This window comes from Spartobacteria bacterium UBA695 (genome assembly GCA_002298145.1).
GTDB lineage: Bacteria > Verrucomicrobiota > Verrucomicrobiia > Chthoniobacterales > Chthoniobacteraceae > UBA695.
The window spans coordinates 38,356-58,600 of sequence record DBMP01000003.1; the positions used below are offsets into that span (position 1 = coordinate 38,356).

At 53.9% G+C, this 20,245-nt stretch carries 14 protein-coding genes, 1 tRNA gene and 1 pseudogene; 13 read left to right on the forward strand and 3 right to left on the reverse strand.

Features of this window, described 5'->3' with window-relative positions; translation table 11 throughout:
• Window positions 1-60: 60 nt before the first annotated feature.
• On the forward strand, window positions 61-2,250 hold the full coding sequence (locus B2828_RS00960; protein ID WP_479631804.1) for an AMP-binding protein: 2,190 nt from the start codon (window positions 61-63) through the stop codon (window positions 2,248-2,250).
• Here the strand turns inward: B2828_RS00960 and B2828_RS00965 are convergent, their stop codons facing one another.
• Window positions 2,251-2,676, reverse strand: a complete 426-nt coding sequence (locus tag B2828_RS00965) for an ATP-binding protein (protein ID WP_479631805.1) — start codon at window positions 2,674-2,676, stop codon at window positions 2,251-2,253.
• Window positions 2,677-2,755: 79 nt separating this feature from the next.
• On the opposite strand from B2828_RS00965, the gene B2828_RS00970 reads away from it, so the two are divergent.
• The 6 genes and pseudogenes from B2828_RS00970 (at window position 2,756) to B2828_RS00995 (ending at window position 11,576) form a co-directional block, all read left to right on the forward strand.
• A complete protein-coding gene (locus B2828_RS00970) occupies window positions 2,756-3,412 on the forward strand; it encodes a hypothetical protein (protein WP_479631806.1) in 657 nt (218 codons plus the stop codon).
• Between the two features lie 160 nt (window positions 3,413-3,572).
• Window positions 3,573-3,648: transfer RNA gene (locus B2828_RS00975), tRNA-Thr, on the forward strand.
• Window positions 3,649-3,985: 337 nt separating this feature from the next.
• Entirely contained in the window at window positions 3,986-5,416 is a 1,431-nt protein-coding gene (locus B2828_RS00980; protein ID WP_479631807.1) for a toll/interleukin-1 receptor domain-containing protein, read from the forward strand.
• Window positions 5,409-6,920: an argonaute/piwi family protein gene (locus B2828_RS00985; protein WP_479631808.1), complete on the forward strand. Its 1,512-nt coding sequence runs from the start codon at window positions 5,409-5,411 to the stop codon at window positions 6,918-6,920. The genes B2828_RS00980 and B2828_RS00985 overlap by 8 nt, the downstream gene beginning before the upstream one ends.
• Before the next feature lie 160 nt (window positions 6,921-7,080).
• A pseudogene (locus B2828_RS00990) lies at window positions 7,081-10,275 on the forward strand (helicase-related protein); the annotation flags it as partial.
• Between the two features lie 542 nt (window positions 10,276-10,817).
• Window positions 10,818-11,576, forward strand: coding sequence for a DUF4391 domain-containing protein (locus tag B2828_RS00995; protein WP_479631809.1), 759 nt, complete (start codon window positions 10,818-10,820; stop codon window positions 11,574-11,576).
• Window positions 11,577-11,598: 22 nt separating this feature from the next.
• Here B2828_RS00995 and B2828_RS01000 read toward each other — a convergent pair whose 3' ends face one another.
• Both B2828_RS01000 and B2828_RS01005 read right to left on the reverse strand, forming a co-directional pair.
• Window positions 11,599-12,087 carry a hypothetical protein gene (locus B2828_RS01000; protein WP_479631810.1) on the reverse strand — a complete coding sequence of 163 codons (489 nt, stop codon included), beginning with the start codon at window positions 12,085-12,087 and terminating at the stop codon, window positions 11,599-11,601.
• 38 nt (window positions 12,088-12,125) lie between these two features.
• The gene (locus B2828_RS01005; protein WP_479631811.1) at window positions 12,126-12,422 is read right to left on the reverse strand and encodes a hypothetical protein; all 297 of its coding nucleotides are present in this window, start codon (window positions 12,420-12,422) and stop codon (window positions 12,126-12,128) included.
• A 198-nt stretch (window positions 12,423-12,620) separates the two neighbouring features.
• Between B2828_RS01005 and B2828_RS01010 the strand changes: the two genes are divergently transcribed.
• The 6 genes from B2828_RS01010 to B2828_RS01035 are packed head-to-tail and all read left to right on the forward strand — an operon-like array spanning window position 12,621 to window position 20,190.
• On the forward strand, window positions 12,621-12,887 hold the full coding sequence (locus B2828_RS01010) for a hypothetical protein (protein WP_479631812.1): 267 nt from the start codon (window positions 12,621-12,623) through the stop codon (window positions 12,885-12,887).
• Complete coding sequence (locus B2828_RS01015) at window positions 12,862-13,305, forward strand: TA system VapC family ribonuclease toxin (RefSeq protein WP_479631813.1); 444 nt, start codon at window positions 12,862-12,864, stop codon at window positions 13,303-13,305. The genes B2828_RS01010 and B2828_RS01015 overlap by 26 nt, the downstream gene beginning before the upstream one ends.
• A 4-nt stretch (window positions 13,306-13,309) precedes the next feature.
• A complete protein-coding gene (locus B2828_RS01020; RefSeq protein ID WP_479631814.1) occupies window positions 13,310-15,400 on the forward strand; it encodes a site-specific DNA-methyltransferase in 2,091 nt (696 codons plus the stop codon).
• Window positions 15,401-15,414: 14 nt separating this feature from the next.
• Complete coding sequence (locus B2828_RS01025) at window positions 15,415-16,620, forward strand: AAA family ATPase (protein WP_479631815.1); 1,206 nt, start codon at window positions 15,415-15,417, stop codon at window positions 16,618-16,620.
• A gap of 2 nt (window positions 16,621-16,622) precedes the next feature.
• Window positions 16,623-17,177: a DUF4276 family protein gene (locus B2828_RS01030; RefSeq protein WP_479631816.1), complete on the forward strand. Its 555-nt coding sequence runs from the start codon at window positions 16,623-16,625 to the stop codon at window positions 17,175-17,177.
• Window positions 17,178-17,211: 34 nt separating this feature from the next.
• The gene (locus B2828_RS01035; RefSeq protein ID WP_479631817.1) at window positions 17,212-20,190 is read left to right on the forward strand and encodes a type III restriction-modification system endonuclease; all 2,979 of its coding nucleotides are present in this window, start codon (window positions 17,212-17,214) and stop codon (window positions 20,188-20,190) included.
• Window positions 20,191-20,245 lie beyond the last annotated feature (55 nt).

Consider the following 20,245-nt stretch of genomic DNA (forward strand, 5'->3'; position numbering starts at 1 on the left):
ACCCCACCCCCAGTTCTTTACTAGACCCGGCAGGAAATTCCGCGTAGATTTCCCGGTTCCATGTCTAGTAAGAGTTCGCTGCTCAAACTTGCCGAACTGCTCGTACGCACGGTTTATCGGCTCCACATCAGCGGACTGGAAACCCTGCCCTCGGGCGGGTGCCTCCTCGTACCCAACCACGTCACCTGGGTCAACGCCGTCGTTCTCCAAGCAGCCTGCCCCCGCCCCATCCGGTTCCTGGTTTACGAACCTTACTACCGCCACCCCCTCCTCCACCCGCTCTTCAAACTCCTGCGCGCCATCCCCATCTCCTCGCGCAAAGCCAAAGACGCCCTGCGCCAGGCTTCAGCGCTAGTCCGCGAGGGCGAAATCGTCTGCATCTTTCCCGAGGGCGAACTCTCCCGCACCGGCATGCTCCTGCGGCTACGCCGAGGCTACGAAGTCATCGCCCACGCCGCCGAGTGCCCCGTCGTCCCCGTCTGGCTCGACCAGCTTTGGGGCTCCATCTTCTCCTTCCAGGGCAAACGCTTCTTTAAAAAACTCCCCAAGCGTCTCCCCTACCCCGTCACCGTCTTTTTCGGCGAACCGCTGCCCTACGACCGCGCCGACATCACCCGCCTGCGCGAGCAGATGCTCCAAATCGGCGAACGCGCCTACCAGCAGCGCCCGCTTCTTAACGGCCACCTCGCCATGGCCTGCCTGCGCGGCCTCAAGCACCATCAATTTGAAACCGTCGTCGTCGACGGCATGGACGGCTCCCATACCAGCCGCGGCACCGTGCTCGCCGCCGCCATCGTCCTAGCCCGGCACCTCAAAGCGCATTGCGAAAAAAAACGCATCGCCATCATGTTCCCGCCAGGCCGCGCCGCCGTCATCGCCAACCTGGCCGTCACACTGGCCAACAAAGTCCCCGTCAACCTCAACTTCACCGCCGGGAAAGCCGCCATGCAGTCTTCCATCAAGACCGGCGACCTCCAGCACCTCCTCACCGCCACCCCCGTCCTGAAACGCTTTGGCGACCTCCCTCTTCCCGAAAAAGTCCTCCTCCTCGACGAAATCCTCCCCCCACTCAAGCCGCGCATCCTCCTCTGGCGCGCCATCGTCGCCGTCACCCCCTGGTGGGTCCTCGCCCCCCTGCTGGAAATCCCCCGTGTCGGCAACCACAACGAAGCCGTCGTCCTCTTCACCAGCGGCTCCGGCGGCGACCCCAAAGGCGTCGTCCTAAGCCACCGCAACCTCCTCGCCAACGTCGCCCAATTCGGCGAACTCCTCAACCTCACCCCCAGCGACGGCCTCCTCGCCTCCCTGCCCTTCTTCCACTCCTTCGGCTGCACCGTCACCCTCTGGTTCCCGCTCATCGAGCGCATCAAAATGGTGACCTACCCGAACCCGCTCGACGCCGAAAAAAACGCCGAACTCATCCAAAAACACCAAATCACCGTCATCCTCGCCACCCCCACCTTCCTGCGCGGCTACCTGCGCAAAGCCACCCCCGAGCAACTCGCCTCCGTCGACCTCGTCGTCACCGGAGCCGAAAAACTCCCGCGTGACGTCGCCAACGCCTTTCGCGAGAAATTCGGCAAAGAAGTCATGGAAGGCTACGGCCTCACCGAAACCGCCCCCGTCATCTCCGTCAACCTCCCCGAGCCCCCCAAATCCAAGCCCGAAGACGAAGTCCAGCCCTCCTCGCGCCCCGGCTCCGTCGGCAAAATGGCCCCCGGCATGGCAGGCCAGATCCGCGACCCGGAAACCGGCCGCCCCCTCCAGTGCCACGAAACCGGCATGCTCTGGGTCAAAGGCCCCAACATCTTCGAAGGCTACCTCAACGCCCCCGCCCGCACCGCCGAAGTCCTCGTAGACGGATGGTTCAACACCGGCGACCTCGGCCGCTTCGACGAAGACGGCTTCCTCTACATCGAAGGCCGCGTCGCCCGATTCTCCAAAATCGCCGGAGAAATGGTCCCCCACGAAGCCCTCGAAGCCAAAATCCTAGCGGCCCTCGGCAAAGAAGGCACCGATATCCGCATCATCTGCATCGTCGGCATCCCCGACACCAACAAAGGCGAAGCCATCATCCTCCTAAGCACCCTCGACATCGACCTCCCCGCGCTGCGCTCCCAGCTCCTCGAGCGCGGCGTCCCCCCCCTCTGGATCCCCAAAATCGTCAAACGTCTCGACACCATCCCCCTGATGCCCAGCGGCAAACTCGACCTGCAAGCCTGCAAACAAGCCGCCAGAGCCAAGCGATAATCAGACCGTCCGAGCCGCCGGAACCACCTTCGTCAGCTCCAGCTCCGTCCCCGGCGTCTGGGGCCGGTACACCACCGCGTCAAACACCCGCTCAATCAAGTGCAGCCCGAGCCCCCCCGGCGCCACCTCCTCCAGCGGCCGCCGCCGGAACCGCGCAGGGTCCGCCGGATTCACCCCAAAATCGCGCAAACGAAACCTCAGGGTTTCCCCCTCCCGCACACACGAAACCTCCACCACCTCCTCCGCCCCACCCGAGTGCCGGATCACATTCGCATAAGCCTCATTAATCCCCAACACCAGCAACTCCGCCTCCTCCTTCTCAACCTTCTCTTGATCCAAGAACGCGCGAACAAAAGTACGCACCTCCGCCAAAGCCGCAGGCTCACAAGCAAAAATCCGCTTTATGTCATCCATCTTCGCGCTCATTGTCCGCCCCCATCCATACCATCAAACCGCCCGAAAAATCGACTGGAAAACAGCGCATCACAAAGGCATCTTTGCCGCTATGAGACCCGCCCTGCTATTCGCAATGCTGCTGCTACCCCTGGCTCCCACCGCCTTTGGCCGCGACACCGCCTACCAAGCCCTGCGAACCATCGGCGCACAGCGCTCGCAGACCGACCTCAACAACGTCGTCGAAGTCAAAGGCCGCAACGGCACCCCGCAACCGACCTCCTGGATCATCGTCCTCAACGACCCCGCCGCCCGGGGCGGCGTCCGCGAGCTCGAAGTCGCCAAAAACCGAATCATCTCCGAGCGCACCCCCGTCAAAGAATACAGCGGACAACCCGAGGGAGCCGTCCTCAACTTTGCCAAACTCAACCTCGACAGCGAAGGCGCCTTTAGCGTTGCCGAAAACGAAGTACGCAACAGCCGCCTGGAAGGCTTCTACGCCGCCGACTACCTGCTACGGCGTGGCGACAACGGCAAACCCATCTGGATCATCCAGCTCCTCGACCAAGATAAACACACCATCGGCAGCATCACCATCGCCGCCGACACCGGCGTCGTCCTTGGAAGAACCTTTGAAAGCACCGCAGGCAAAAGCGAATGGGCCGCCACCGGCGGATTAAAAGCCCGCCTCATCAACTTTTCCGAAGCCACCGGGCGCACCCTACGGCACAGCGGCGAAAAAATACGCGAATTCTGGGACGGCCAATAACGCAGCAGCGCGGCAACGCAAGAGCCGAGCGGACACCCAGAGCTTCTGGCCACGCAGCGGAAACGCCTTACAGGCGAAGAATCCGCTTGCGTTTTAGCGGAAAGAATGTGAAACGTATTGGCTCTTCGGCGGTCACCAAAGACCGAACAAAACGAGAAAAGCCAATGTAGCTCAGTTGGTAGAGCAGCTGATTCGTAATCAGCAGGTCACGAGTTCGAATCTCGTCATTGGCTCCAGTTTTAAGTATCTGATTCTACGTTGCTTACGCCGCTCGCGTAGCAATACCCAACAAAACACAGCTACGAAATTGCTACGGAATTTTTGCTCCGTGCTTTGTCCGTATTTGTCCTCAGGAGTCCACAAAAGCTTCGGATAAACAGCGTTTTCTCGGGGATTACGGTCAGCCGGATTGAGCAAAAGGTGACGAGGCCCACGCCCAATTACAACGAAATCAGTGACAGTTCGGGGCAAATCCGAACGGCGTTTGAGCCTTTTGGCACCATCGCGACACTTTAAGCTTTTTTAGTGGTCCGATGAGGGATACCCCTAATCTGCGCATCACGAGTTTATAATATGCTTTCTGATAAGGAAATCAGTCGTAATGGGGAGACAATTCGCAAACTCGTCTTCGTAAGCCACGCAACACCAGAAGACAACGATTTTGCTCGTTGGTTAGCAGTAAAACTCGCCGCTGCAGGGTACGTGGTTTGGGCGGATGTCGAACAACTTATTGGCGGGGAGAAGTTTTGGAAAGACATCGAAGAAGCGATTTCCCGACATGCTGCAAAGGTACTCTTTTGTGGGTCAAAGGCTTCCTTAGATCCTCGAAAGACAGGTGTTCTGCGCGAGCTAAGCCTTGCCCAAAAAGCAGAGGCAACCACAGGGCTGGATATCCTCGTTCCCCTCAAATTGGATGACACTCCCTTCAGTTCGTTCCCCAGCGGACTCAGTTCAGAAGTCAACATCATCCGATTTGATACAGGATGGGCTGGTGGCCTAAGTGCGGTAATTCGAGTTCTCGAACGAGCGCAAATTTACAGGGAGCCAAATCCCCAGGAACGAGTCACGGAGTGGTGGACGCATCGCTTCTCTGCAAGTGAAGGCGTGTCAGAAGGCTCCCAAACCCATATATCGAATATTTTCCCGCTAACTGATGCGCCTATCAAATTATGGTTCCATCGTTTTAGGCGAACGGTGCCAACAAAGTTTGATTACCAATGTATCCCATTCCCAGCCCGTCCTTACGCTGATGGTATAATTACGCCTGCGAATATTGAAGACACGCGACGAATATTTGCTGCTTATGGCTACGTTGATTCGAACGAAATCACGTTATCGACTTTCTTAAACGAGGGGTGGCCTGACATCTGTATGAGCATTGATGATGCTCGAAAAAGAGCCTACTGGATGATGCGGTTTGCTTTTCATAGGCTGGCTGTAAATCAAGGGTTCAGCGCTTATCCACTCGCGGGAAAAAATGAGTGCTTCTGGCTTCGGAAAAAAGATGGGCAAAAGTACGAATTCCCGTTTGCCGACTGGAACGGGACAGTCCGCCGCCGGTCTTTGATTGGGTATAGCAGCTACGGAATATCGGTAAATGGCCTCAGAAAACGCAGATTTTGGCATTTTGCTGTTCAGGCACGTCCGATCTTTTCGCCTATTCCAGCTCTGATAATCAAACCACATGTTGTTTTTACGGAAGATGGTAATACTCTGCTTGACTCAGACGCAAAGCAGCATGCTGCTCGACGAGCTTCATGCAAAAGCTGGTGGAATGATGCTTGGAGGGATCGTATTCTCTGCTTGATTTCGTGCCTATCGGATAACGGGAGAACAATACCACTTCCTTTCGGCAACTCCATTCTTCGCTGCTCTGCTCTGCCCATCACGCTTGATTCGGTCCGGAGTTATAAGGAAATAGAGAGGCAACCGACGGAAAAACTCCCTTACGAAATAAGGCCGATGGAAGAGGACGCTGATTATACGGGAGAAGCTGATGAATAAGCTGATTTTTTTCGAAGAGCCACAGCTTCTATTCCGGTATAATCAAGGGATGCCGGATCCCCGAGATGGGCTTTCGTTGTTTGGTCCTTTGGATGAAGGAAAACCTCATGGAATACGGGTTGGCGTGGCAGGGACTACCGAAGGGATAAGACGAATATCTGCCTATCTTTCCAGGCTAGAGCAGCCGGTTTTTTCTACTGCGCCACATCGGAATCGTCCTGTTTTTCCAGGGTTTGAAGCGGCCTTCGGTGTTCCATGCCACCCTAAACCCTATGTTACGACCACCATTTCCGAAGCTGAAATTATCAAGAACGCAAATATCGATGATAAACATCACCGCGTTTTTAATACCGTCGGTCTGTATGCAGACGCAATTCTTGAAGCCACCAGAGAGCAGGATGTAACCGTTGATCTTTGGTTTGTCGTGGTCCCCGAGATTATCTATCAAAACTGCCGTCCTCGCTCCCTTATAGCAGCGGCGCAGAAGCAAAAAGCTGTTCATGCAATCGGCGTTAAGGAAGCTATATCTCGACAGGATGCGCCTCTCCTTTTCAGAGAATATGACGACGAAGCTGTTCCCTATTTGTACGACCCAGATTTTCACAGCCAGCTAAAAAGTCGATTGCTGGCTAGTCAGATTCCAACGCAGATTGTTCGTGAAGGGACAATAGCTTTTCGGGAATTCGTGCGAGATGATGGGAGTCCACGCCGGGATCTCTCATTACTTGAATCTGAGATTGCGTGGAACATAAGCTCTGCTGTCTTTTATAAAGCTGGTGGACGGCCATGGAAGCTTCGTTCTATTCGTCCTGGTGTTTGCTACATCGGCATTGTTTTCAAACAAGTATTTGGCGACAAAAAGGCAGAGAATGCCTGTTGTGCAGCTCAAATGTTTCTGGATTCTGGCGATGGGGTGGTTTTCAAAGGGGATGTTGGACCGTGGTATAATCCCACACGAGGGGATTATCACCTCTCGAAAGTCGCCGCATCCGAGATTCTCTCCATCGCTTTGAAAGCATATAGGAGCACTCATGGAGAACCTCCAAAGGAGATGTTCCTCCATGGTCGCACTGAGTTTAATGATACAGAGTGGGAGGGATTTAGTGGTGCCGTTGGAAGAGAAACGAATCTCGTCGGCGTCCGTATCAAAAGCGAGCCGGACATCCGTGTTTATCATCCCAGTGACAATCCAATCCTCCGTGGATCCGCTTGGGTTCAAAGAGAAACATCTGGGTTATTATGGACTGGGGGGTGGGTTCCTCGGCTGCAAACGTACCCGGGGCGAGAAGCTCCCCGCCCCTTGCGAATCGACGTGATAAGAGGCGTATGTGATATTGAAACGGTAATGAAAGACGTGCTGGCCTTGACCAAACTCAATTACAATTCTTGCCGGTATGCCGATGGATTACCAGTAACACTTCGGTTTGCAGATAGTGTCGGAGAGATTCTGTCGAGTGGTCCAAAGGTTGTGACCCCTCCTTTGCAGTTTAGGCATTATATCTAAGCAACTTAGATGTGGGTTTTCCGAAGAAGAAAGAAAGTTCTGCTCTCGCTCCACATTCCGCATAAATCTGGCTCGTATTAGCAGCCGTTTTGTTTATGGATTTTCATTCCTCTGCTGATAGCGTATTCCTCACAAATACGGCAAACCCGGACACCCCCTCATGAGACTCATCAAAAACGTTGGTGGCGACAGAGTAATCGACGAACTCAGAAGAAGTCTAGGCCCGGGAGGGTCAGTAGATTTTGCATCACCAGCCTTCTCTCTCTTCGCCTTTGCCGAGCTACAAAAGGTCCTTGGTTCAGTGGAACATTGCCGGATGGTGCTCCCCACAACCGAATCCTATACCGTTGGCCTCTTGGGAAACGACGCCGACCGCCCCTTCCGCAATCGCCTCAATACCCAATGGTTAGCTCGTCAATGCGCGGAATGGATTCAGCGAAAGGTCGAGGTGCGCGGAGCGGGAGCGCTGATTCCCCAAGCGGCTATCATTTCCCGGCATCCCATTGCGACGCAAAACCGGATCATTACCGGAAGTTGCTCGCTTACCAGTGACGGATTGGGCATCACCCCAGGAAGTCAGTTTGGCATTATTCAGTGTTCCGAGAATAGCGAAGAGGGCGCCTCGTTGGGAACTTGGTTTTCATCTCTCTGGGACGCACTGCCCGCGTCCGCGGAGGCAAAGAACGCGCTTCTGGCCGAACTGGCAAGGCTGACGGCACATAAGGAGCCGTCCCTCATCTATTATTTGGTTCTCTTTCATCTCTTTAAGGACCAAGGCGAACTGGACGAGGAGAGAATCGTCAAATCCGCGACCGGCATCCGCAATGCGGTGGTTTGGAAAAAGCTCTTCAAGTTCCAACGCGACGGCGTCGTGGGAGCGATTGAGAAACTAGATCGTCTAGGAGGCTGCATTATTGCCGATAGCGTTGGGCTGGGAAAGACGTTCGAAGCGTTAGCCGTGATCAAGTATTACGAGCTTAGAAATGACCGAGTTCTCGTGCTCTGCCCTAAACGCCTCCGGGATAACTGGACGCTCTACAAATCCAACGACCGACGCAACATCCTCGCTGCCGACCGGTTGCATTATGATGTCCTGAACCACACAGATCTCTCGCGGGATAGGGGCATGTCGGGTGACATCGACTTGAACCATGTCAACTGGGGCAATTACGACCTCGTGGTCATCGACGAGTCGCACAATTTCCGCAACAAATCCTCTCACAACGACCGCGAAACCCGCTACGACCGCCTCATGCGGCAGATCATCAAGGAAGGGGTCAAAACCCGGGTACTCATGCTTTCGGCCACTCCGGTGAACAACCGCTTGGCGGACTTGAAGAATCAAATCGCCTTCGTGACAGAGGGCGAGGATACCGCTCTCGAATCCCACGGAATTCCCAGCATCGAGTCCACCATCCGCCTGGCGCAAATCCAGTTCAACCGTTGGCTGGGCCTGCAAGAAACCGACCGTAAACCCGACCGGCTCATCGACATGCTGGGGTTTGACTACTTCAAGTTGCTCGACCTTCTCACCATTGCCCGGTCCCGCAAGCACGTTGAAAAGTATTACGGCACACAGGAAACCGGACGATTCCCGGAGCGGCTAAAACCGGTCAACATCAAACCGGATGTGGATCGTGCAGGCGAGTTCCCCTCGGTGCGGCAAATCAATAACGAAATCCGGCGGCTCAACCTCAGTTCGTATGCGCCACTGCGCTACGTGCTTCCGCACAAGCAGGCCGCCTACGATGCCAAATACAGCACGAGAATCCGTGGTGGAGAGAGCTTTTTCCATCAGGTGGACCGTGAAGAAAGCTTGGTTCAGTTGTTGCGGGTGAACGTCCTTAAACGCATGGAAAGTTCCGTGAACTCCTTTGCGCTCACCTTGAAGCGTCAGCTTGCCGATGTGGAGGCCATGCTCGCCAAAATCGAGGCGCTCGAAGAGGACATCTCCGAAATTGACATCAACGACATTGATATCGATGACCCCATCTTCGAAAGCCTGCTCGTGGGGCGCAAAGTCCGGGTGCTCCTGGGCGACGTTGACTTGATTCGATGGAAACAGGAGCTGCTGGAAGACCGCAACCGTCTTGCCACGCTCCATTCGGCGGCCTGCCAGATTATTCCCGACCGCGATGCCAAGCTCGAAGCTCTGCGCCAGGTCATCGAACAGAAGAACCGGGATCCCATCAATCCGGGCAACCGCAAAATCATCGTTTTCACGGCCTTCGCCGACACGGCGGAATACCTCTACCGGCAACTGGCCCCGTGGGCGCACCAAACGCTTGGCATCCATAGCGCCATCGTGACGGGAACGGGGCGCAATCAGAGCACGCTTCCCAATTTGGCAAAAGACCTGGGGAGCATCCTTTCCGCGTTTTCACCCCGTTCCAAAGAACGCCCCGCGGAGCTTGCAGAGGAAGGTGAAATCGACCTCTTGATCGCCACGGACTGCATTTCCGAGGGGCAAAACCTCCAAGACTGCGATTACCTGGTCAATTACGACATCCACTGGAACCCGGTGCGGATCATCCAGCGTTTTGGCCGCATCGACCGCATTGGCTCGGCCAACACCTGCATTCAGTTGGTCAACTTCTGGCCCAACATTGAGTTGGAGGAATACATCAACCTGGAACAACGGGTAAGCGGCCGCATGGTGCTTTTGGACATCTCCGCCACGGGCGAGGAAAACCTCATTGAGCAGCAGTCCGGTGATCCGATGAATGATCTGGAATACCGGCGTAAGCAGCTCCTAAAACTCCAAGAAACCGTCATTGATTTGGAGGACCTCTCCAACGGGGTTTCTATCGCCGACATGACCCTGGCGGACTTCCGTATTGACCTCGCGGGATATCTCCGCGAGCACCAAGCTGATTTGGAAAACCTGCCGCTGGGCACGTTCGCTGTCACGACAGCCATGGATGGCGACACAAGCCTCCCGCCTGGTGTCATTTTTTGCCTGCGGGCTATTGGCGATTCGGTGCCATCGGCCATGGGATCCGGGTATCCCCTGGCTCCACATTACCTGGTGCATGTGGGGGAGAAAGGTTCTGTGCTCCTCCCTTATCCCCATGCCAAACAGATCCTCGACCGCCTTAAAAAACAGTGTATTGGCCGTGACCTACCGGATGCCGCGGCTTGCGCCCGTTTCGACAAAGCTACCCGCTTCGGCGAAAACATGGCTCCTTACGTTAAATCGCTGGCCATAGCTGTTGGTTCCATTGTTGGAAAACGCGAAGAGCGTGCCGTGGCCAGTCTGTTCACCCCCGGCGGAACCCATGCCGCGGCTGGCGAATTTGCGGGCATCAATGACTTTGAGGTGGTTGCGTTCATTGTAATCATGCCGTCTGCATCTGAACGGGTCGAACATGCCACAAAATACGAATTGGCGAATTTTACCCTCAAATTCGAAAAAGATGCAGGCGTCGCTTTCACCGATGCAGATAAAGAGGCATGCATTCGCGAATCGTGCGGGGCTCTTCGGGAATTACTGTCAGTCGAAGTTCAAGATGATTACCAAATTGAGGTCACTCACACAGGCGACGGTGAAGGCTCTTTTTGGGTCGATTGCTGTATATTTGTCACCGCCGTCGGGGGCATTGTAAGCTTTATGGGCGGCTTTGCCCAAACGCTTCAGGCTTTGGGGATAGCGGCGGAGCATTTGGCATTTAGTATTGCCGACGCAAACAATGCTGCCCATTCAACTTTCCAGAAGTTCGCCTCCAAGATGTGGCTCACCAGCCAATGGTTGAGGTGGGCGGCATGTCGCTTGACTCCTCAACCGGCCCAGGAAGTTCGACACCCTGGATGTTTTGGCATACACACTTATTTGGACCGACGTACAAAGCGTTGCCGCGATTGTGATTTCAGAAAAGAGTGCGTGGAGGAAGCTAACGTATGAGTTCGGGTTTCAAATCTTCGTCAATTATTGACTCTCTTGGACTCCCCGCCGGATCTCGGGTCAACCAGCGGGTTCCCAAAAAGCAGTTTCTTGAAAACGGCGTCCCCACGGCGACGGACCGGCGGGCCATTCAAGACGGAATCGAAGAAGTCCTCTGGATAGCCGCGCTCAAACCCAACGCCATCGGCATCCCCGCCTTCCGAGATTTGACGCGCGAGTATCTGGAAATCGCTGTCCTGACCGCAAGGTTTCGGGAAGGAGCTAAGGCCACTCGTCTTGTGGAACTCATTCATCGCGCCATTCCTTACCCGGTTGTTCTGATCGCGGAAGCTGGGGAAATGCTGACCTTCTCAGTGGCTCACAAACGTTTTTCCCTGGGAGAAGAGGGACGCGTGGTGCTCGACGACGCCGGGGTGTCTTTCGCCTTGCTGGAAGGCAGCCCCGTGGATGAACCGTTTTTGGCAAGCTTGACCGTTGCGTCGATTCCCTCGACCAACCTATTCGCCTGCTATCAAGGCTGGCTGGACCGGATCATCGCTTTTGATGCAGCACGCATCACCGGCTGTTTCCGCTTGGGCGAAACGGCCAATGACCAGCGCTGGGCAGCTCTGGACGAATACGCCCGGCTGGAAAAGGAAATCGCTCAGCTTCGAGCGCAAGCCACGAAGGAGAAACAAATCAACCACCGAGTGGAACTTAATCTAAATATCAAACGCCTTGAAGAGCAGCTAAGAGCAACTGCTGCCCTACTTTAAGAGAATTCCATTCACGGAATCATCACTTCCATATAACCCGTGTAAAGGTGGTATTCCCTGTTGACTCATCGCGAATACCGCAAAAGAGATAGCCTTCGGAAAGCATCTTTTCGAGTTCAGAGGTTTGCTCAATAGGACCAGACCAGGTGTCGCCAACAGCAAGGAGTTTGGGTAAAGCTCCCAATTTTGTTTCCAGTACCACCATACGTTCCGATGGTTTATGAAATATTCGCCGGACCCAAGAGGCATAATACGTAAGATAGAGGTGTGTGATGGTTGTTGGCACACTTCCAATGTTCACAGCAGAAACGAAGAGATATCGTTGTGGTTCAACTCCTCCCAATCTGCTTGCCATCTGCATGTTGGGACATGCTGTTACTTTAAGCCGGGGTCCAGTATGAAACCACTTAAAGACATCCCACAAAAAAACAACAGTGGCTAGAATCGCCCCCCACCAAGCCGCCCAATCTGAGGCTGTAAAAGACGAGAACTTATGTAATATCCAATCCATCAATTATGCATATTTGGCCTGTGGCCAAGGCTGGAAAATTACTCGCGAGTAGAATCTGTAATCAGATAGACATAACAACTTGTGGTCGTACCGTCCCCGCCCCCGGGCCCACCCTTGCAACCACAGTTCAGCAACGCCTCTTCAACTGCACGTGCATCGTCCGATGAAGATGCCCACTCATAGGCCCAAGCGCCTTTGTCCTTATCTACCCCATGTTCATCAAATAGTCTCGTCACGGGGTTCGCTGCAATCCCCGCATACCAAGAGGATGTTGGAAACCCAACCCCGTTTATGTAGCCAAGCAGAAAATCATAAACTTCCTGTGCCGTTTTCATAATGCGGATCAAGTATGACTTTTTATGCTGCCTCACAAGCAAATTGTTCCTGACCTCTTAAAAAGACTCTACCGTTTCTGTTCAAGGTGTGTTGCCAACTCGGAATAACTGCCTCATAAAAATCTTTTCGTCCTTTTTCCTGTAAAACATACGGTTGCTGTACTTGACAGAAACACATTTTGATGTGAATATGCTTTTATGAGAACCACGCTTGATTTGCCGGACCCGCTTTTCCGGGAACTGAAAGCTCGTGCAGCTACCCAGGGGAAGAAACTTAAAGAGCTTGTTACCCTTTATGTCGAGGTCGGGCTTTACGGACCCGAGGCCCCGGAACAAACGCCTCAGCGCCCTCGCCGCAGCCCTCTCCCCGTGGCGCGCCGCGCCACCGGCCGCACCATTCCAGCGATGACCAACGCCGAACAGCAAGCCCTCCTTGACGATGAAGAAGCCCAACGCGGTCATTGATCTTCTGGATGTCAACGTTTGGCTGGCCCTGGCCAACGAAGACCATCAGCACCACCATCGGGCAAAGCTCTACTGGGAACAGGAAAGCGCGGCGAAGCTCGCCTTCTGCCGCGTCACCATGTTGAGCTTCCTGCGCCTCTCCACCAACCCAAACGTCATGGCGGGGCAGCCCTTTTCCGCCGCCGAAGCCTGGGCCGCCTACCGCGCCTTCCGTTCCTTACCGGAGGTCGAATTGGTGGACGAGAGCCCCAAGTTGGAATCCGTCATGGCCAAACTGACGGACTACCCCGACTTTCCCCAATCCCGCTGGACCGACAGCTACCTGGCGTCTTTCGCCCTTTCATCGAACTCCCGTCTTGTTTCCTTCGATTCTGACTTCCATCATTTCAAGTCCCTCCAATTTCTCCACCTCCACTAGCTCCATGGAACCCCTCACCGCCGCCGATCCCCAAACCAAGTCCGCCGACATCACCGCTGAAAACGTGGCAAAACTCCGGGCGCTCTTCCCTGAACTCATCACCGAGAGTAAGGATGGCGTGGCGCTCAACGTGGACGTTCTCAAAGCCCTCGTGGGGGACAAAACGATAACCGACGCGGAGGAGAAGTTTGGCCTCAACTGGCACGGCAAACGCCTCGCCCGGCAGTTGGCCCTCACTCCCAGCACAGGCACCTTGCGCCCCTGCCCGGAAGAAAGCGTGGACTGGGACAAGACTCAGAACCTCATGATCGAGGGGGACAACCTGGAAGTCTTGAAACTCTTGCAGAAATCCTACGCCGGGAAGGTGAAGCTCATCTACATCGACCCGCCCTACAACACGGGCAAGGACTTCGTTTATCCCGACAACTTCCAGGATAACATCAAGAACTACATGGAACTCACGGGCCAGACCGGCGAGGAAGGGCAGAAGCTTTCGTCCAACACCGAAGCATCAGGCCGGTTTCATACGGACTGGCTCAACATGATGTACCCGCGGCTGAAGCTGGCGCAAAGTCTGCTTCGGAACGACGGAATAATTCTCATTAGTGTAGATGATCACGAAATTGAGAATCTCAAAGCAGCTTGCAACGAAGTATTTGGGGAGGAAAACTTTGTTGCCTGCATGATTTGGGAAAAAGGGCGGAAAAATGATGCAAAGTTTGTGTCGGTTGGACACGAATACCTATTAGTCTTCGCAAAATCCCTCAGCCTGCTTCGTGAGACGAAAAAAATTTGGCGAGAGGAAAAACCAGGTGCTAGGGAAATTTGGGAAAAGTATGTTGAACTTCGTCAACTCCATGGAGAAGCCGAGGATCTGATTGAGAAACACTTGTCCGCTTGGTTTTCTTCATTGCCAAAGAACCACCCATCCAAGAAGTGGAGTCGATATAAACGCGTAGATCAAAATGGACCGTGGAGAGATAGAGATATCTCTTGGCCGGGCGATGGCGGCCCTAAGTATGATTTGATTCACCCAGCAACAAAATTACCATGCAAAATGCCAGAGAGCGGGTGGCGTTTTAGCGAAGAAGAAATGCAGCGACAGATTAAACTTGGGCTGGTTGTATTTCGTAAAGACCATACCGAGCCGCCTTTTCGTAAAGCACATATTCGTCCTGTATCGGCAGAACTTGATATAGATATTGAGCCTAACGATGAGGAGGAGAGTGAGGACAATAAAGAAGAATACGCGACGCAAGTAAGGGGTAGCTATTTCTACAAGCAATCCCAAGTGGCAGTGAAATTTCTCCGCAATCTTCTTGGGGCGAAGGTATTCAACAATCCCAAGGACCATTTGGAACTCGGGAAACTCTTCAACTATGTCACGGCTGGAGATGATAGTGCCATCATCATGGATTTCTTCGCAGGAAGTGGCAGCACTGCTCACGCGGTTTGGGAAATAAATAATGCAGACGCTGGAAGGCGCCGTTTCATTTTGGTCCAGTTACCAGAGCCTTTGGACCCAACAAAGAAGGACCAAAAAGCTCCGGCTAAATATTGCGATCAACTTGGAAAAATCAGAACGATTGCTGAAATCACAAAAGAACGCATCCGTCGCGCCAGAGCAGTGATTCGTGAAGAAAACCCCATGTTCTCGGGCGACCTCGGCTTCCGGGTTTTCAAGCTGGCCAGCAGCAACATCCGGGCATGGGAACCCAACCGTGAAAACCTTGCGGAAACGCTGGAAGAGTCTGTTGATCACCTCAAAACGAATCGTACCGAAGCGGACATCCTTTTCGAGTTGCTCCTCAAACTGGGCCTTGACCTGACGGTGCCCATGGAACAGCGCCAAATCACGGGGAAAACGGTTCACAGCATCGGCGCGGGCTCCCTCATCGTCTGCCTGGCTCCGTCCATAACCCGGACAGAAGTAGAGCCATTGGCCCTTGGCATCGTGGAATGGCACAAAGCCCTGGCCCCCGCAGGCGAAACCACACTGGTCTTCCGCGACAGCGCCTTCCCCGATGACGTGGCCAAAACCAACCTCACCTGCATCCTAGAACAAAACGGCCTCGCCAACGTGCGGAGTCTGTAATTTTATCTTCCCCTATGAATATCGAAGAAATCCACGTTAATAACTTCAAGGTTCTTCGTGACGTACATTTGGAAAATCTGCCTCCGTTGACCGTGTTTGTAGGGCGCAATGGAACAGGCAAAACGACCCTTTTTCACGTATTTTCGTTTCTTAAAAACTGTCTGGAAAAGGGTGTTCGGACTGCATTGCAACGGGAAGGCGGAATGCGGGGATTTCACGAAGTCATCACCCGGGGAACGACGCAAAACGATGTAATCCGAATCGAACTCAAATTCCGGTTGGAGATTGCGGGGGTGAACCGGCTTGTCACGTACGTGCTTGAAATTGGCTACGAAAAAAACCGCCCCGTTGTATTGCGCGAAATCCTGCGATACAAACGGGGGGCCTACGGTTCACCCTACCATTTCATTGACTTTACCCGCGGTGTGGGGGTAGCGGTTAATAATGAAGAGGATTTCAAGAAGGAAGACACTGAACTGAAACGCGAGGAGCAGACTGTATCGCCGGACACACTGGCCATTAGCAGCTTGGGGCAGCTTGAACGATTTAAGGCCGCCAAAGCGTTTCGTGAACTAATCGCCAATTGGCACATTTCTGATTTCCATATCAGCGATGCCCGGGGCAAAAAAATGCAGGAGGAGGGCGTCCACCTCTCACACTCAGGCGAAAATTTGCCATCGGTAGCCTACCGCCTAAAAGAAGAACATCCTGTGATTTTTGACGGGATCTTGGAGAAGATGAGAAAGCGGGTTCCAGGTGTTAGCGACATTGAGGCAAAGGTGGGAGATGATGGCACCCTTCTCATTCGATACAGTGACGGGGCTTTCAAGGATCCCTTCCTTGATTACAACGTCTCGGATGGGACGATCAAAATGTTTGCCTACATGGTGCTTCTGAATGACCCCACCCCATTCAAGATTCTTTGTGTGGAAGAACCGGAAAATCAGCTTTACCCGGAGTTAATGGCGGCCCTAGCCGAGGAGTTCCAGGAGTATGCTCGTCGCGGTGGACAGGTGTTCATTTCCACTCATTCCCCGGATTTCCTTAACGCCATTCCGCTCGACTCCATCTTCATGGTCAATAAACATGAAGGAGTCTCGAAAATGCTCCGAGCCAATGACGATCCTCTCGTTTGTGAACAGATAGCGGCAGGCTTCAAGCCCGGGACGCTTTGGACAGAGGGGCTTTTTAATGGAATGAACAATCGAATCCAGAGCTGATTATGATTGTCCTCTTAACCGAAGAACCCTCCATAAAAGGGGTCATTAAATCCGTGCTCGCGCAAACTTGGCCGGAACGCCTGGAAGGAGTTGATTGGCTGGTAATTGCATTTGATGGGAAGGCTGATTTAGAGCGCAAGATTCATGACAAGATGAAATCTTGGAATTATGGCAATCCTCATTTCATTATCGTGCGGGACAACGATGGGGGTAATTGCGTCGCCTTGAAGGAAAGGCTGCACAATATTGCATGCAAAAGTGGAAAGCCTCATCATGTTCGGATTGTTTGCCAGGAGTTGGAAAACTGGTTTTTCGGGGATCTTGCCGCCGTGGCTGCTGCATATCCAAAGGCAACTATCCCTCAGAATTACCATTCATACCGTGTACCGGACCGCTTGAACAACGCATCCCAGGAACTTGGCAAGCTTACCGGGGATATAACTAAAATCGGCCGGGCGGAAACGATAGCCAAGCATCTATCTCCCGATAACAATTCGTCGCACAGCTTCAACGTTTTCTACACGACACTCAAAGAGCTCATTTGTCCCCAGCCGTGACGTTCTCTGATTTCACGGTCACTAAAATCGTAAAATGAAACTCCACTTCGAGCCGGATCTCGATTTCCAGAAGCAAGCCATTGAGGCGGTGTGCGATTTATTCCACGGCCAGGAGGTTTGCCGTAGTGAGTTTACCGTCACTCTCGACCGCTCCGATTTGCAGGGCCGCATGGCTTTCGCCCAGTATGATGTCGGCATCGGGAACCGCCTCAAACTGCTGGATGACGAACTTCTGCACAACCTCCAATCCGTCCAACTCCGCAACGGGCTGCGCCCATCCGACGCGTTAGCCTCGAAGGATTTCACCGTGGAGATGGAAACCGGCACGGGCAAAACCTACGTTTACCTGCGAACGGTTTTCGAGCTGAACCGGCGCTATGGGTTCACCAAGTTCGTGGTGGTGGTGCCATCGGTGGCCATTAAGGAGGGTGTCAATAAATCGCTGCAAATGATGGAGGATCATTTCCGCACTCTCTATGCCAACGTGCCGTTCGAGTATTTCCCCTACGACTCGTCCAAGCTGGGCCAGGTGCGGACATTTGCCACCAGCCCCAATATCCAGATCATGGTGGTGACGGTGGGGGCCATTAACAAAAAGGATGTCAACAACCTCTACAAAGACAGCGAGAAGACGGGCGGCGACCGCCCCATCGACCTAATCCGCGAAACGCACCCAATTGTTATCGTGGACGAGCCCCAAAGCGTGGACGGCGGCCTTGAAGGCCGCGGTCGCGAGGCGCTTAGCGCCATGGCCCCGCTTTGCACACTGCGCTATTCCGCCACCCATGCGAATAAATACAATATGGTTTACCGCTTGGACGCGGTGGACGCGTATGACCGGAAGCTGGTGAAGCAGATTGAAGTGGCGGAAGCCCGTGTTGAAAGCGCCCACAATCACCCGTATGTGAAGCTCCTTTCCACCAGCAATAAGCGGAATGTCATCACGGCTGATGTAGAAGTGGACGTGCAGGGAGATAAAAAAGTTGAACGAACTACAATGACGGTGCAGGACGGCGATATGCTGGATCAGATCACCGGTCGCCGGATTTACGAGAATTGCCGGATTGGCGAAATCCGTGTGGGTCGAGACAATGAAATCATGGAGGTGCGGGTGCCGGGCAGCGAACAGTGGCTTCGCCCGGGACAAGCCATCGGCGGAGTAAATCACGAGGATTTTCAGCGGCTGATGATTCGGCGTACCATTCAAGAGCATCTCGAAAAGGAAAAACGGCTTGCCCCCCTGGGAATCAAGGTATTGAGCCTGTTCTTCATTGATACCGTCGAAAACTATCGTCGATACGACGCGGAAGGAAACGCAGTCAAAGGGAAGCTGGCGCTGCAATTTGAGGAGGAATACCGGAGACTGGCTTCGTCCCCCGATTTTTCCAGCTTATTCAAGGATGTGGACGTGCGCTCTCTCGCGGAGGACGTCCACGACGGCTATTTCTCCATCGACAAAAAGGGCCGGTGGACCAACACCAGCGAGAACAATCAAGGGAACCGGGACAGCGCGGAGCGGGCCTATAACCTGATCATGCGGGATAAGGAACGGCTGCTAAGTTTCGATACCAAGTTGAAGTTCATCTTTTCCCACTCCGCCCTCAAAGAGGGCTGGGACAATCCCAATGTGTTCCAGATTTGCGCGCTCCGGGATATTGGTACAGAGCGGGAACGCCGCCAGACCATCGGCCGCGGCCTGCGCCTGTGCGTTAACCAAGACGGCGAACGGCTCCGCGGGTTCGACATCAATACCCTTACTGTCGTGGCCACCGAGAGCTACGAGCAATTCGCCGAGAATCTCCAAAAGGAAATCGAGGCAGATACGGGCATCCGTTTCGGCATTGTGGAGCAGCATCAATTTGCCGCGATGGCCATGGCCGGCCAAGATGGGAAGCCTGTTTCCTTTGGATTCGAGCAATCCGTTGCTCTTTGGAACGAATTGCGGGCGCAGGGGTATATTGATGGCAAGGGGAAGGTTCAAGACAAGCTGCGGACCACCCTCAAAGATGGCACACTGCAAGTCCCCGAGGCATTCGCAGCGCAGCTTCCACAGATCAAGGAAGTACTGCGGAAACTCTCCGGAAAGCTCGATATCAAGAACGCGGCTGACCGAAAAACCATCTCGCCCCGGCGCGCTATTTTGCAGAGTGAGGAGTTCAAGGCGCTGTGGGATCGCATTAAGCAGAAAACGACCTACCGGGTGGAGTTCGACAACGATGCGCTGCTAAAAAGCTGCATTGCTTCGATGACGGACTTGCCACCTATCCCCAAGTCGCGGCTGGTCTGGCACAAGGCGGACCTTTCGATTGGAAAATCAGGCGTCGAAGCCACGGAACGCTCGGTGAGTTCGCCGATTGCCATCGAGGAAGGTGATATTGAATTACCGGACATTCTGACAGAGCTGCAAAATCGAACCCAACTCACACGCCGGAGCTTGGTGACTATTTTGACGGGAAGCGGTCGCCTTGCCGATTTCAGGCGGAACCCGCAATATTTCATCGAACAGGCGGCGGAGACCATCCTGCGCGCCAAACGTCTCGCTATTGTCAATGGGATCAAATATCAGCGCATCGGTGATGAGTGCTATTATGCCCAGGAGCTATTCGAGACGGAAGAACTGACGGGGTACCTGAACAAGATGCTGGCGGTCACGAAAGCCACGCACGAGTTCGTGGTCTACGATTCCGATGTTGAAAGCAATTTTGCGGATCAACTCGAAAAGAACAGCGCTGTCAAAGTGTACGCCAAACTGCCGGGGTGGTTTAAGGTGCCAACTCCCTTGGGAAACTACAATCCTGACTGGGCGGTCCTCGTCAAGCCCGATGGTGAAGCGGAACGCCTGTATTTTGTGGTCGAGACGAAAAAGAGCCTTTTCACAGAGGATTTACGGAACAAAGAAGAGGCGAAGATGAAGTGTGGGAAAGCCCACTTCAAGGAGTTGGCAAAAGGCAAAACCTCGCCAGCAAGATTCATCAAAGCCACAAAGATTGACGACCTTGCCGCACACTTTTGAGTGACAGAAGCGAGCGGATTACGACCGAGATGCCGAAATACTACCGAAGGGTGCT